Source organism: Mesorhizobium sp. WSM4983 (genome assembly GCF_029625765.1).
Classification (GTDB): Bacteria; Pseudomonadota; Alphaproteobacteria; order Rhizobiales; family Rhizobiaceae; genus Mesorhizobium.
The window spans coordinates 168304-181533 of the sequence record NZ_JARTVM010000012.1 but is presented as its reverse complement, the minus strand read 5'-3'; the positions used below and the strand labels follow the sequence as shown (position 1 = coordinate 181533).

Sequence of the window (13230 nt, the reverse complement as noted above, 5' to 3'; positions counted from 1 at the left end):
CCCATTTGTGCATGATTTCGCACAAAGCACAATTCGAGCTATGCGGATCGCCGCACTGTGCTGTCGAATGGCAAAGCGCGTTGCGTCAGAAAACCAAACAAAATCAATGCTCGACGCCTTAAAGCGCAATCTGGCACGGCTGTTGCAAATGCATCCGCAGCAGCCGCGAGGCTGTGAAGGTCAACTGCCCCGGGAGGTCGAGCTTCTCGATCGGGGCCGAACGGAGGACATCATGCAGACGGCAATCGTTGCCGCGGAACCGCGCGGCAAAGTTCCCTTTTATCGGCATCTTTACGTGCAGGTCCTGGCGGCGATCGCCGCCGGCATCCTGCTCGGCCATTTCTATCCCGACATCGGCGCCTCGTTGAAGCCGCTCGGCGATGCCTTCATCAAGCTGGTCAAGATGGTGATCGCGCCAGTGATCTTCCTCACCGTCGCGACCGGCATCGCCGGCGTCTCCGACCTGCACAAGGTCGGCCGGGTCGCCGGCAAGGCGATGATCTATTTCCTCGTCTTCTCGACACTGGCGCTCATCGTTGGCCTGATCGTGTCAAATGTCGTCCAGCCCGGCGCCGGCATGCACATCAATCCGGCGACGCTCGACGCCTCGAAGGTCTCGACCTTCACCGAGAAGGCCCATGATACGACGATCGTCGGCTTCCTGCTGAACATCATCCCCGACACCATAACCGGCGCCTTCGCCCAGGGCGACATCCTGCAGGTGTTGTTCTTCTCGGTGCTGTTCGGCGTCGCTCTCGCTTTGGTCGGCGAGCGCGCTCGCCCGGTGGTCGACTTCCTGCAGGCGCTGACGGCGCCGATCTTCCGCCTCGTCGCCATCCTGATGAAGGCTGCGCCCATCGGCGCCTTCGGCGCCATGGCCTTCACCGTCGGCAAATACGGCATCGGCGCGATCGCCAATCTCGCCTTCCTGATCGGCACCTTTTACCTGACGTCGCTGCTCTTCGTGCTGATCGTGCTGGGCGCGGTGGCATGGTACAACGGCTTCTCCATCCTGGCGCTGATCCGCTACATCAAGGAAGAGCTGCTCCTGGTGCTCGGCACCTCATCGTCGGAGGCAGCACTTCCCGGCCTGATGGCCAAGATGGAGCGCGCCGGCTGCAATCGCTCGGTGGTCGGTCTTGTCATCCCGACCGGCTATTCTTTCAACCTCGACGGCACCAACATCTACATGACGCTGGCAGCGCTGTTCATCGCCCAGGCGACCGATACGCCGCTCACCTTCGGCGACCAGATCCTGCTGCTGCTCGTTGCCATGCTGAGCTCCAAGGGTGCCGCCGGCATCACCGGCGCCGGCTTCATCACCTTGGCGGCCACGCTTTCGGTCGTGCCTTCGGTGCCGGTTGCCGGCATGGCGCTGATCCTCGGCGTGGACCGCTTCATGTCGGAGTGTCGCGCGCTCACCAACTTCGTCGGCAATGCCGTCGCGACCATCGTCGTGGCGCGCTGGGAAGGCGAGCTCGACCAGAAGCAGTTCGCCGCCGCCATGGCCGGCCAGATGCCGGAGGAGGCAGACCTCGCGCTCTCAGGCGGCCTGCAGCCGGCCTGAGCGATCGAAACAATTCCCGGAAAATTGCCTCGGTGACTTCACCGTAGCCTTCGATCCGGAGTTGCACAGACAAAGAGCGCCCACCCAAGCCGAAACAGGCCGTGGCTCCGCCGCGGCCTGTTCTTTTTGTCGGACGCCGCATAGGGTGGCGCGGGCCGGCATTCTTGCCGGTGCATCCAAGCGTGAGGGCCGGCGGATGAGCAGCGCGTTTCCCGAGATCTACCTTGTCCGCCATGGCGAGACGGAATGGAGCGCATCGGGAAAGCATACCGGCCGCACCGACATTCCGTTGACCGCGAAAGGCGAACAGGCCGCACGCGGCGTCGCCGACCGCCTCAAGGAGCAGAGCTTCCAGGCGGTCTGGTCGAGCCCATCGCAGCGCGCCTTCGACACCTGCCGGCTGGCCGGCTTCGGCGGGCGCGCGCTCAAGAAGGCCGACCTGCAGGAATGGGATTATGGCGCCTATGAAGGCGTGACGACGAAGGAAATCCTTGCCGGACGTCCCGGCTGGCAGTTGTTTCGCGACGGCTGTCCGGGCGGCGAGACGGCAGCCGATGTCGGCGCAAGGGCCGATGCGATCGTGGCCGAAATCCGGACGGCGGCCGGCAATGTGCTCATCTTCTCGAGCTCGCATTTCCTGCGCGTGCTTGCGGCGCGCTGGATCAGCCTGCCGCCGGAAGGCGGCGAACATTTCGTCCTCGATACCGCGAGCCTCAGCATCCTCGGCTACGAGCACGACCTGACCGAACCGGTCATCCGCCGCTGGAACCAAAAGTAGTTCCGGCCCCTGTTAAGCGGCAAGCATCGCCAGCTCCACGGCCGTTAGATGCCGCGCCTTGCCCTTCGCGAGATCACCCAACTGCAGCCTCCCGATCGCCACCCGCACCAGCCTGAGCACCTCGATGTCGAAGGCGCCGAGCATGCGGCGGATCTGGCGGTTGCGGCCTTCGTCGAGCACGATCTCCAGCCAGGCCGTGCGCCCGCCGCTGCGCAAGAGCGCGATCGAGCTCGCCGTCAGCAATTCCCCGTCGACGACAGCGCCTTGGCGGAACCGCTCGAGCATCTTCTCGTCGGGCGCGGAAGCAATCTGCACATGATAGGTCTTGGCGACATGCGAGGCAGGATCGAGCAAGCCGTTCGCCCAGCGCGTGTCGTTGGTCATCAACAGCAGACCTTCGCTCGCTTTGTCGAGACGGCCGACCGGCGACACGAAGGGCAGGTCAAGATCAGCAAGGCAGTCATAGACCGTGCCGCGCCCGTCGGGGTCGTCGCGCGTGGTGACCAGCCCGCGCGGCTTGTTGAGCATCAGATACACTTTTCGTTCCGCGGCGACCTGTGCGCCATCGACTGCGATGCGGTCGCGATCCGGATCGACGCGCAGCGACGGATCGCGCGCCACCTTGCCGGCAACGCGCACGCGTCCTTCGGCGATCATCAGTTCGGCCTGCTTGCGCGAGCAGAATCCTAGCTTCGACAGCGCTCGGTTGAGGCTGACTTTTCCAGCGATCGGTCGTCGCGGGAATTCGGGAAGCTGTCGTAGGGGCTTGCGTGTCATCGGCCGACAGATGCCATGCCGGGCAACGCCGGCGCAACCTGGCCGCCGTGCTTGCACTTCTCGCATTGCCTTTCGCTCGCAGATCGGCCGCACCTTGATCCCGCGCCAGATCCCGGCCGGCCTGGTCGCCACGCTCGCTGGCGGTCCCGTGCTGATGTGGCTGCTCCGGTGACGAGAAGCGGTGCAGCCAGCGTTTCGGGTGGTGACGAGTACCTGACTTTGCTGAACCGGCAGCGTCGTCGACCGCAATCAAATCACGGTTCCGGCGGAGCGCTCAACCGCCGGTAAGGGACGCCGTCGAAGGTTGCCGTCACGAAGCTCTTCACCGACATCTTGCGCTTATGGCCGTCGCTGCAGGCATAGACCGGCCAGCCGGCCTCGCTGCATTCGCTGGCCGCGCAGAGGCGGGCAAGGCAGTTGCCGACAGTCAGCCGGAAGCCGCCTTTGCCGGCGAAGCCCTGCAGCAGGCTGCCATCGGCCGAGCGCCATGTCCGCTGGCGAAATTCCGGCCGCAGGGCCAAAGGTTCGAGAGGGGCGGCGAGATTGGCGGTGCCGGTACGCGCCATGAGCTGAAGACGGTACCGGGCCATCCCGGTCGTATATGCGGTTACGAGGTCGGACTCACCCGAATACGCGGACGCCAGATCGGAGCGGTGGAAGAGAGGAGCCGCTCGCTCGCCTGCTTCTGTTGGCCTCGCAAGGGCAACAAGGGCGACAAGGGCTAAACAAGCGCGCACCATTTTGATTTCCAGCAGCCATGCATCTCCGGCCTGCCAGCGCCCCCGGCTGCCTTCCACACCATCCCGCCAATTGCTGCGCGGTGCAAGCCGCTGCGCCAATAACCCGTGTCACCCATTGGGCGCCGGCGGCAGTTCGAACAGGGTGGCGCCATTCTCCTGTCCCCGCTCGACATAGCCGATGAGCCGAAACCATTTTGCGACGTCCGGTCCATCGAGCCAGCTGCGCGAGTGCACGGGCAGGTTGCCGGCGAGCGCCTGGATGTGGCGGATGTGACGCCTGCAGAAGCGAACGGTTGCCGCTCTGAAGAAGTCCTCCTGCGCGGCAAACAGCGTGTCGGCCGCGTCGCCATGCTCATGCCAGGCGATAAAGGCGACGGCCTGCGCGCCCTCGACCAGCGCATGGGCCCGGCCTTCCTTCAGGTTCATCATCAGATTGTCGTAGGCGGCCTTGCTGTCCTTGCCGGCCGCCAGGTACTCGTCCGACATTCGCTTGGACAGGCCGCGGAAAACATCCTCGAGATCTCCGACCGTCGCTGCGCGTGCTCTCATTTCTCCTCCTGACAGCCCGGCGGGAGTTTGCCCCATGGGAGGAGGATCACCAAGCAAATGAAATCCGCCATGCGCCTGACACGCGCAAATGCATTTCACTTGGCTTAGATGGCCGGTTGCCGCGCTCCCTGCGAGGCGCAGCCTCGATTCCTCAATGGACACAGGTGTCCATTCGAGCTAAGTTCGCCCCGCGCGAAGGTGGACGACTTTGTCGAACCGCGGCAGAACGGGATGGGTTATGGACTTTCGAGGACGGGGCGAGTTGATTGCGCCGGTTCGGTACTGCGCCGCCGATATGGCGTCTCAAGGTTTCTTGGCCCGTTGCACTATCGCTCACGTGATGCGGGCCTGAGCGCATGACAAGGCACTATTCAGCGCTTTCGCTATTCAAGGAAGGCGTCGCCGGCCAGACGGGCTGGGAGAAGGCCTGGCGCTCGCCGGAGCCCAAACCGCGTTACGACGCCGTCATCGTCGGCGGTGGCGGCCACGGCCTCGCCACGGCTTACTATCTCGCAAAGAACCACGGCGTCACCAATGTGGCGGTGCTCGAGAAAGGCTGGATCGGCGGCGGCAACACCGGCCGCAACACAACCGTCGTCCGATCAAATTACTTCTACCCTGAAAGCGCGGCGATCTACGGATTGGCGCATAGTCTCTACAAGAGGCTATCGAAGGATCTGAACTACAATGTGATGTTTTCCGCGCGCGGCATTCTCACCCTCGCACATAGCGAAGCGGGAATGGAAACCGCTGCCCGGTCCGTCAACGCCATCCAGGTCAACGGCATCGATTGCGAATTGTTCTCGGTCGAGGATGTCCGCCGGGTGGTGCCGATCTACAATTTCAGCCCGGATGCCCGCTACCCCGTCTATGGCGGCACCTGGCAGCCGAGCGGCGGCACGGCCCGTCATGACGCTGTCGCCTGGGGCTATGCGCGCGCCGCCAGCCGTCTCGGCGTCGACATCATTCAGAACTGCGAGATCAGGGACTTTATCATTGAGAACGGGCGCTGCCGTGGGGTCGTCACGTCGCGCGGCGCAATCCGGGCCGAGCGTACGGGGATGGCGGTGGCCGGCCACTCCTCGGTGCTGGCGGCGAAGGCGGGATTCCGGCTGCCGGTCAATTCCTATGCACTGCAGGCCTGCGTGTCCGAGCCGGTCAAGCCGATCATCGACACGGTGGTGATCTCGCCGGATACGGGCGTCTATGTCAGCCAATCGGACAAGGGCGAACTGGTGATCGGCGGCGCGCTCGACCGCATCCCGTCCTATGGCCAGCGCGGCAACTTGCCGGTGCTGGAAGGCGTGATCGCAGGCATGCTCGAAATGTTCCCGATCTTCGGCCAGCTGAAGATGATGCGGCAATGGGCAGGCATCGTCGACGTCGTCCCCGATTCCTCGCCCATCATCGGCGAATCGCCACTGCCCGGGCTTTTCCTCAATTGCGGCTGGGGCACGGGCGGCTTCAAGGCAATTCCCGCCGGCGGCACGCTGCTTGCCCATTTGCTTGCCACCGGCAGGCACCACGACATCAGCCGGCCTTTCGATCTCGACCGCTTCGCCCGCGGCCGGCTGATCGACGAGGCTGCCGGCTCCGGCATTGCCCATTGAAGGTATAGAGAAGATGCAGCTCTTTCCCTGTCCGTTCTGCGGGCCGCGCGAAGAAAGCGAGTTTCACTATGGCGGCGAGGCCGGCAATTTGCGGCCCGACGGTGGCGAAGTGGGGGCCGAGCGCTGGGCCGGCTATCTCCACATGCGCGACAACCCGAAGGGGCCGACTCGCGAGATCTGGATGCACCTGACCTGCGGCGAATTCTTTGCGATGAGCCGCGACAGCGTCAATCACAAGGTGTCGGGTTCCTCCGTGCTCGGCGACGCGGAGCATGGCGCATGAGCGCTTCGCGACTTGCCAATGGCGGCAGCGACATCGATCGGGCCCGCCCGCTGAGCTTCACTTTCGACGGCACGCGCGTCGACGGCTTTGCCGGCGACACGATCGCGTCTGCCTTGCTGGCGAGCGGCCGGCCGATCGTCGGCCGCAGCTTCAAATATCACCGGCCGCGTGGCATCTGGGGATCCGGCGTGGAGGAGCCCAATGCGCTGGTCGATGTCGAGAGCGCCGGCGGCCGCATGCCCAATGCGCGGGCAACGACCGTGCCGGCGCGGGACGGCCTCATGGTCAAGAGCGTCAACGCGTCGCCGACGGCGCTGGCCGACCGCAACGCGGTGCTGGACCGCCTTGCCCGTTTCCTGCCCGCCGCATTCTACTACAAGACCTTCATGTGGCCGGACTGGCACCTGTTCGAGCCGCGCATCCGCGCCATGGCCGGGCTTGGCGTCGTCGACCGCAATTGGAAGCCGCGCCCCGTCTCGGACCAGATCAACCACCATTGCGACGTCCTGGTGGTCGGCGCCGGACCGGCCGGCCTCGCCGCGGCTGCCGGCGCGGCGGCAGCCGGGCACTCGGTCGTGCTGGTCGACGAGCGGACGCATCCCGGCGGGTCGCTGCGCCACCGTGCAGGCGAAATCGACGGTGTCAAGGGTGCGGCATGGATCGATGCGACGGTGGCCCGGCTGAAGAGCAGTGGGCATCTCGTGCTTAGCGATACGACCGCCTTCGGCCTCTATGATCACAATCTGGTCGCGCTCAACCAGATTCACCGCGACGGCCGACCCGACACGCTGTGGCGCGTGCGCCCGCGCCGCATCGTGCTGGCGACGGGCGCGATCGAGCGGCCGGTCCCGTTCGCCAACAACGACCTTCCGGGCATACTCTCCGCTGACGCGGCGTTGAGCTACCTGCGCAGGCATGGCGTCCTTGTCGGCCGGCATATCGTGGTCGCAACCAACAATGACAGCGCCTACGAGCCGGCCTCGGCGCTGGCTGCGGCCGGCGCTTCGGTGACGGTGGTTGATTGCCGGCGTGAGGGTGGCGCGCAGGCCAAGACCGGTATTCGGGTCCTCGCCGGACGCGCCATTGCAGCGGCGCGCGGCCGCAACGCCGTTCAGAGTGTTCTGCTCGACGACGGGACCGCCCTTGCGGCCGATTGCCTGCTCGTCTCGGGCGGCTGGACACCCACCGTGCATCTGTTCTCGCAGGCGAAAGGCAAGCTCGCCTGGAGCGATCAACTGTCGGTTTTCATTCCCGCAGAAGCGATCGAGGGGATCGGCGTAGCCGGCGCCGTCGCCGGCATGGTCTCGCTTTCCGAAACCTTGGCCAGCGGCCTAGCGGCCCTCGGCGGGTTCGGCTCAGCGTCGCCGGCACCTCGCAGCACGGGCGAGGAAAGAACGCTTGGCGGCGTCAGCCTGTGGCCGAAGCCCAATGCCAAAGGCCGCGTCTGGATCGACTACCAGAGCGACGTCACCGCCAAGGACGTCGAACTGGCGGCGCGGGAGAATTTTGTCTCCGTCGAGCACCTGAAGCGCTATACGACCCTTGGCATGGCGACCGACCAGGGCAAGACGTCGAACCTGAACGGTCTGGCGCTGCTGGCCGCGGCTACCGGCCGCGCCATCTCGGATGTCGGCATCACCACCTACCGGCCGCCTTTCACGCCTGTGCCGTTCGCCAGCCTGGCGGGAGCGCGTCGGGGCAGCATGCACGCCCCGGTCCGTCGCCTACCGCTGGAGGCAAACCATCGCGCAGCAGGCGGAGTGTTCCAGGAATATGGCGGCTGGCTGAGGCCGGCCTATTACGGAAGCGGCGAAGCCGGAGCCACGATCCAGGAGGATGCGCGGCGCGCCCGGCAGTCCGTTGCGCTCTTCGACGGCTCGACGCTCGGCAAGATCGAGGTGATCGGTCCACGCGCGGCCGAATTCGTCGACTTCATCTATTACAACACCATGTCGACCCTCAAACCCGGCCATTGCCGCTACGGTTTCATGCTGTCGGAAAATGGCGTCGTCTTCGATGACGGCGTCCTGGTTCGTCTCGACGAGCACCGCTTCATCGTCTCCTGCTCGTCGTCGCATGTCGCCGCTGTCCACGCGCGTCTCGAAGAATGGCGGCAGGATCGTTTCGGCCGCGATGCGGTCTATATCCACAACGCCACCGCGCAATACGCCACCTTGACCATTTCGGGTCCGAAAGCGCGCGGGCTGATAGAGGCGCTCGATCTGGGTGCCGCGCTGGACGATGCCAGCCTGCCGCACATGGCGGTTACCGCCGGCCGCTTTGCCGGCGACGAGGTGCGCATTGCCCGGGTCTCCTTCACCGGCGACCGAAGCTACGAAATCTCCATCCGCGCCGACCGGGCCGAGGCGCTCTGGGCAAGAATGCAGCAGGAAGGCCGCGCGTTCGACGCCGTGCTGCTCGGGCTTGAATCCCTGATGATCCTGCGCGCCGAGAAGGGCTTCATCGTCATCGGCAAGGACACCGACGGCAACGTCATGCCGCACGACCTCGGCGTCGCGGGACCGCGGACCAAGCGTACAGGTGAGTTCGTCGGCCGGCGCTCGCTTTTCACCGAAGCGGCGTGCCGAACCGATCGCAATCAGCTTGTCGGCCTGGCTGTCGGCGAAGGCGAGGCGCCGCTGGCGACCGGCGCGCATGGTGTGGAGAAAAGCGGCGACCGGCTCCGGAGCATCGGCTTCGTCACCTCCAGCTATCAAAGCCCGACCCTGGGCCGCCCCGTCGCCCTGGCGCTCATCGAACGGGGTGCCGCACGGCATGGCCAAACGATCGACGTTCAGCACCTCGGCGTCCTGCGCCAGGCCACCATCGTCGCGCCCTGCGCCTTCGATCCGGAAGGGAGCCGCCTGCATGCGTAACCTTGCCGAAAAATGGCCCCCAGCGCCCGACTGGACCACCGCGGTCCTGAACACGGACGGGATTAGCGTGCGCACATTGGACGGGCTGAAGCAGCTTCTGGTCAGCGGCGACCTGACGGCTTGGGCGCAGGCTTCGGGTCTCGCGGGGGAAGGAGTCGGAGCCGGCGCGGTTGCCAACGGCGACAAATACATGGTGCGCATCGCGCGCGATCGTATTCTCGCCGTGAGCGGACGGCCATTACCCGTCGCGGCCGGCTGGCACGCGGCCGGTTTCGCGGTCACGGTCATGGATGCCGGGCTGCATGTATTCGAGATCGAAGGGCCGGGATTGGCCGGTCTGGTCGCCAGGGGCACGGCGCTCGATCCGAGGCAGGCAAGTCTCTCGGCTTCGATCCTTTTTGCCGGCTCCGGCGTTCTCTTCTACCGGTTCGGCAACCCCGATCGGGCGCGTGTGCACGTCGACCGGAGCATTGCCCCGTATCTTTGGGAGTGGCTCGAACAGGTGCAAGTATTGTAGCGGGGGCGGTTTCAGGTCTATCTAGCCGGCATTCAAACCTGGCCGGCCCGACATGCCTTCCGATTCCAGTGCAGATGCAGTCGTGCGACGGTCCGGTCTGATCGGCAACACCAAGGTGACGCGCGAGGACTGGATGAAGCTCGCGCTGGAGACGTTGATCTCCGAAGGCGTGGAGGCGGTGCGCGTCCTCGCGCTCGGGCAGAAGCTGAACGTCTCCCGTTCCAGTTTCTACTGGTACTTCAAGAGCCGTCAGGACCTGCTCGATCAGCTTCTCGACTGTTGGCGCAACAACAACACCCGTTTCATCCTCGAGCAGGCCGGCCGGCCCGCCGCGTCGATAACTGAGGCCGTGCTCAATGTCTTCGAGTGCTGGCTGGATGAGAGGCTGTTCAATCCGCGCTTGGACTTCGCCGTGCGTGCCTGGTCGCGCCAGTCCGCCAAGGTCCATCGTATCGTGAACGAGGAAGACGATGCGCGGGTCGATGCCATCCGGGCGATGTTTTTGCGGCACGGTTACGCAGACACCGAAGCCTTCGTGCGGGCGCGCGTGCTGTACTTCACGCAGATCGGCTATTACTCGCTCGAGATCGTCGAGCCGGTGAGCAACCGTCTGTCTCTGACGCCGGCCTACCTGCTCACGCACACCGGCAAGCAACCTCGCCAGGGCGAGGTGGAGGCCTTCGCCGAAAAGGTGCGGGTGCGAACCGGCAGTTGACCATGGCCGACTGCTCGGCGGTCCGCAGCGCCGTCACCTGCAAACGTTTCTCAAACACGTTTCAGCGCTGTGAGATCGGAAATCGTCTTCCTGATCACCGCTTCCACCTTCGACCGTTCCTCGCCGCCGATCGGCAGGCGCGGCTTTCGAACGTGTTCCGGAGCGCCGTACACCAGATGCTCGGCGAATTTGATGTACTGCACCAGCTTGACGTCCGTATCGAGATGAAATGCCGGCGTCATCAGCCGATAGAGCGGAAGCGCTACCGCATAATCGCCGCCGCGGGCGGCGTTGAACAGCGATACGCACTCGGCCGGCCATGCATTGGTCATGCCCGAAACCCAGCCGGCGACACCGAGCGTCAGGCTTTCAAGGATAAGATCGTCGACGCCGCAAAAGATGTCGAAACGGTCGCCGAAGGCGTTGAACAGGTCGGTTACCCTGCGGATATCGCCGGTCTCTTCCTTGATGGCGACGATGCCAGGAACATCGACCAGCGCCTTCAGCGTCTCGACGTCGACGTCGACCTTGTAGGCGAGCGGATTGTTGTAGATCATCACCGGCAGGTCGCTGGCCTCGGCCACGGTCTTGTACCATGCCACCGTCTCATGGCGGTCGGTGCGATAGGCGAGACTGGGGAAGGTCATCAGCCCCTCGGCTCCAAGCTTCTGGTAGTTGCGAGCCGCCGCGGCCGCGTCGTCGGTGGATAATTCCGCAAGACCGGAGAGCAGCGGCACCCGTCCCGCCACGACTTCCCTGGCCGCTGAAACCACGGCATCGCGCTCGGCCTGTGTCAGCGTGGCATTCTCGCCAAGCATGGGCAGGACGATCACGCCTGACACGCCGTTCTGAACAAGCCGCTCGATGCTGGCTTGCGTGGCTTTCAGGTCGACTGCGCCGGAAGCCTGCATCTTGGTCGTCACTGCTGGAAACACGCCGCTCCAGGTCATGGAATGCTCCTTGGTTGGGGTGTGGCCGGCGGAGGCGTCATAGAAGGGACGCATGCCGTATCGCCGGTCGGCACCAGCTTCCCATTTCTAACGCCACATGTTGACCTGCCAAGCCGCAAATGCGTCTTCGCCATAGCCCAGCGGTTTGTCGCGAAGAAACCGGCGCCGATCCGTCAGCGGCCTATTGCAGCGGATGCCGATGCGATCGGCGCCAGCAGCAGCATGCCAAAAGCCGGGCGCATAAGACGGCTGCTTCGGGTAACGGCGCCCAACCGGTCGCCAAGGCGCGCGCCGCTCCGATCAGGCCGTCACGTAAATGCTCCCGGCCTCGACGGTGACTGGGAACGTCCGCGCGCGAACGGACGGGTTGACCAGGGCCGCACCCGTCTGGATGTCGAACTCCCACCCATGCCAGGCGCAGCGAACGATTTCGTTCTCGCGGTGGTAGATGAATTCGGGTCCCTCGACGGGAGCGGTCGTTCCGCATTGCGGCCCTTCGCAAAGCGGAGCGCCTCGGTGAGGACAAACATTCAGCAGCGCATGGAAACTATCGCCGATCCGGAACACGCCGATCGACAGGCTGCGCACCTTGGCGATGAATGGCGTCCCGACCTGGATCTCGTCGGCGCGACAGATATACGTCTTCTCGGCCATTTGGGTCCTCGTCACGCTGCCGCGGCGGCTTGCGGGCGGGGGATCCGCTTGTAGACATCGAGCGCATTCTGGCCGAGCACCTTGCCGCGCCATTCCGGCGGGATGTGCAGCGTGTTGACGTCATCGTAATCCCAATGCGGGTAGTCGGACGCAAACAGCAGCGTGTTCTCCCCGTCCATCGCTTCCAGGAGCGCCCAGAGGTGTTTGACGTTCGACGGTTGCTCTAACGGCTGCGTGGAGAAGCGTATGTTGCGTCGACAATATTCCGACGGCAGCATCTTCAGCCATGGCGTCTCCTTGCGCAGGGCTTTGTAGTCGGCGTCAAGTCGCCAGAGCACCGACGGCACCCAGGCGATGCCGCACTCGATGACGACAAAGTAAAGATCCGGCCATTTTTCGAACACACCATGCGCGATCATGCTCGCGACATGCGACATGGCCGACATGTGCAGGATCGCATGGGTCTCCCAGAAGAAAGTCGTGGGCGCGGGCGCGACGGCATTCCAGTTGATGCCGCCATGCCCGCCAAGATGTATGGCGAACGGCAAGCCGACCTCGGCACAGGCCTCGAAGATCGGGTGATAGAACGGATCGCCATACGGCCGCACCGAGCCTTGGGAGGCCAGAACTTGCGCCATCCGGGGATGCGCGCCGAGCCGCCGGATCTCCGCCGCCGCAAGGCGTGGGTCCTGCGGCGCGATGACGATGGAGCCCATCAAGCGGCTGTCTTTCGGCAGCCATTCATTGATCTGATAGTCGTTATAGGCGCTTACCAGCGCGCTGGCGTAATAGGGATTTGCCAGCGTCGAAGCCTCGATCGGCTCGTCGCCAGTCAGGATTGCCACTCCGATATTGTATTTATCGAGGTGCTTCTCCTTCATGATCAGGTAATTGTCCGCCTCGACCTTCGGCCGCACGTCCTTCCGGGAGAAATCCTGCGGATGAAACCAGGGGCGATGGCCGTGCGGAAAGGCGCCGACGGGGCCGGTCTTCTCGCCTTCGATGAACATGTCTTTCCAGACGCCGGACAGGTAGGGCTCCAGCACCGTCGCGCTGGACCAGTAATTGTGGCAATCGCAATCGACTATGAACACTTGTCCCTCTAAATGATGCGGGCGCGCTGGAGGCCCCTGGGTTGCTTGCATCGAACTTCTGCCTTGTCAGTGTTTGGATCAAGCGTATGATCGGGCGGATACGATCGTAAAAATCGATTG

General features: G+C 64.5%; 13 protein-coding genes. 7 read left to right on the top strand and 6 right to left on the bottom strand.

Annotation, left to right across the window (positions count from 1 at the left end; all coding sequences use genetic code 11):
• Window positions 1–232: 232 nt before the first annotated feature.
• Window positions 233–1567: a dicarboxylate/amino acid:cation symporter gene (locus tag P9254_RS25905; RefSeq protein WP_095799494.1), complete on the top strand. Its 1335-nt coding sequence runs from the start codon at window positions 233–235 to the stop codon at window positions 1565–1567.
• Between the two features lie 196 nt (window positions 1568–1763).
• Window positions 1764–2345: a histidine phosphatase family protein gene (locus P9254_RS25900; protein WP_095799401.1), complete on the top strand. Its 582-nt coding sequence runs from the start codon at window positions 1764–1766 to the stop codon at window positions 2343–2345.
• A 12-nt stretch (window positions 2346–2357) separates the two neighbouring features.
• Here P9254_RS25900 and P9254_RS25895 read toward each other — a convergent pair whose 3' ends face one another.
• From P9254_RS25895 to P9254_RS25885, 3 genes are all read right to left on the bottom strand, one after another.
• On the bottom strand, window positions 2358–3122 hold the full coding sequence (locus P9254_RS25895; RefSeq protein WP_095799402.1) for a pseudouridine synthase: 765 nt from the start codon (window positions 3120–3122) through the stop codon (window positions 2358–2360).
• Window positions 3123–3376: 254 nt separating this feature from the next.
• A complete protein-coding gene (locus P9254_RS25890) occupies window positions 3377–3961 on the bottom strand; it encodes a hypothetical protein (protein WP_278055600.1) in 585 nt (194 codons plus the stop codon).
• Window positions 3962–3970: 9 nt separating this feature from the next.
• Entirely contained in the window at window positions 3971–4411 is a 441-nt protein-coding gene (locus P9254_RS25885) for a hypothetical protein (RefSeq protein ID WP_066993921.1), read from the bottom strand.
• A gap of 356 nt (window positions 4412–4767) precedes the next feature.
• Here P9254_RS25885 and P9254_RS25880 point away from each other — a divergent pair, with 356 nt between their 5' ends.
• From P9254_RS25880 to P9254_RS25860, 5 genes are read left to right on the top strand one after another with little or no spacing between them, the layout of a single operon-like run.
• Window positions 4768–6021, top strand: coding sequence for a sarcosine oxidase subunit beta family protein (locus P9254_RS25880; protein WP_278055598.1), 1254 nt, complete (start codon window positions 4768–4770; stop codon window positions 6019–6021).
• Between the two features lie 13 nt (window positions 6022–6034).
• Window positions 6035–6304, top strand: coding sequence for a sarcosine oxidase subunit delta (locus P9254_RS25875; protein WP_095799404.1), 270 nt, complete (start codon window positions 6035–6037; stop codon window positions 6302–6304).
• On the top strand, window positions 6301–9180 hold the full coding sequence (locus tag P9254_RS25870; RefSeq protein ID WP_278055595.1) for a sarcosine oxidase subunit alpha family protein: 2880 nt from the start codon (window positions 6301–6303) through the stop codon (window positions 9178–9180). The genes P9254_RS25875 and P9254_RS25870 overlap by 4 nt, the downstream gene beginning before the upstream one ends.
• A complete protein-coding gene (locus tag P9254_RS25865) occupies window positions 9173–9697 on the top strand; it encodes a hypothetical protein (RefSeq protein ID WP_095826040.1) in 525 nt (174 codons plus the stop codon). Before P9254_RS25870 ends, P9254_RS25865 begins: the two co-directional genes overlap by 8 nt.
• Window positions 9698–9749: 52 nt before the next feature.
• Window positions 9750–10412: a TetR/AcrR family transcriptional regulator gene (locus tag P9254_RS25860; protein WP_127241170.1), complete on the top strand. Its 663-nt coding sequence runs from the start codon at window positions 9750–9752 to the stop codon at window positions 10410–10412.
• A gap of 50 nt (window positions 10413–10462) precedes the next feature.
• Here the strand turns inward: P9254_RS25860 and P9254_RS25855 are convergent, their stop codons facing one another.
• The 3 genes from P9254_RS25855 to P9254_RS25845 form a co-directional block, all read right to left on the bottom strand.
• A complete protein-coding gene (locus tag P9254_RS25855) occupies window positions 10463–11416 on the bottom strand; it encodes a dihydrodipicolinate synthase family protein (protein WP_442920342.1) in 954 nt (317 codons plus the stop codon).
• A 246-nt stretch (window positions 11417–11662) separates the two neighbouring features.
• A complete protein-coding gene (locus P9254_RS25850) occupies window positions 11663–12016 on the bottom strand; it encodes a Rieske (2Fe-2S) protein (RefSeq protein ID WP_066994002.1) in 354 nt (117 codons plus the stop codon).
• Between the two features lie 11 nt (window positions 12017–12027).
• Window positions 12028–13110 carry an amidohydrolase family protein gene (locus P9254_RS25845; protein WP_095799496.1) on the bottom strand — a complete coding sequence of 361 codons (1083 nt, stop codon included), beginning with the start codon at window positions 13108–13110 and terminating at the stop codon, window positions 12028–12030.
• Between the last annotated feature and the right edge of the window lie 120 nt (window positions 13111–13230).

Coding starts and splice junctions, on each gene's coding strand:
- P9254_RS25855 (WP_442920342.1), bottom strand. CDS start 11,416: ATGCGTCCCTTCTATGACGCCTCCGCCGGCCACACCCCAACCAAGGAG.
- P9254_RS25895 (WP_095799402.1), bottom strand. CDS start 3,122: ATGACACGCAAGCCCCTACGACAGCTTCCCGAATTCCCGCGACGACCG.
- P9254_RS25905 (WP_095799494.1), top strand. CDS start 233: ATGCAGACGGCAATCGTTGCCGCGGAACCGCGCGGCAAAGTTCCCTTT.
- P9254_RS25870 (WP_278055595.1), top strand. CDS start 6,301: ATGAGCGCTTCGCGACTTGCCAATGGCGGCAGCGACATCGATCGGGCC.
- P9254_RS25865 (WP_095826040.1), top strand. CDS start 9,173: ATGCGTAACCTTGCCGAAAAATGGCCCCCAGCGCCCGACTGGACCACC.
- P9254_RS25875 (WP_095799404.1), top strand. CDS start 6,035: ATGCAGCTCTTTCCCTGTCCGTTCTGCGGGCCGCGCGAAGAAAGCGAG.
- P9254_RS25880 (WP_278055598.1), top strand. CDS start 4,768: ATGACAAGGCACTATTCAGCGCTTTCGCTATTCAAGGAAGGCGTCGCC.
- P9254_RS25860 (WP_127241170.1), top strand. CDS start 9,750: ATGCCTTCCGATTCCAGTGCAGATGCAGTCGTGCGACGGTCCGGTCTG.
- P9254_RS25900 (WP_095799401.1), top strand. CDS start 1,764: ATGAGCAGCGCGTTTCCCGAGATCTACCTTGTCCGCCATGGCGAGACG.
- P9254_RS25885 (WP_066993921.1), bottom strand. CDS start 4,411: ATGAGAGCACGCGCAGCGACGGTCGGAGATCTCGAGGATGTTTTCCGC.
- P9254_RS25850 (WP_066994002.1), bottom strand. CDS start 12,016: ATGGCCGAGAAGACGTATATCTGTCGCGCCGACGAGATCCAGGTCGGG.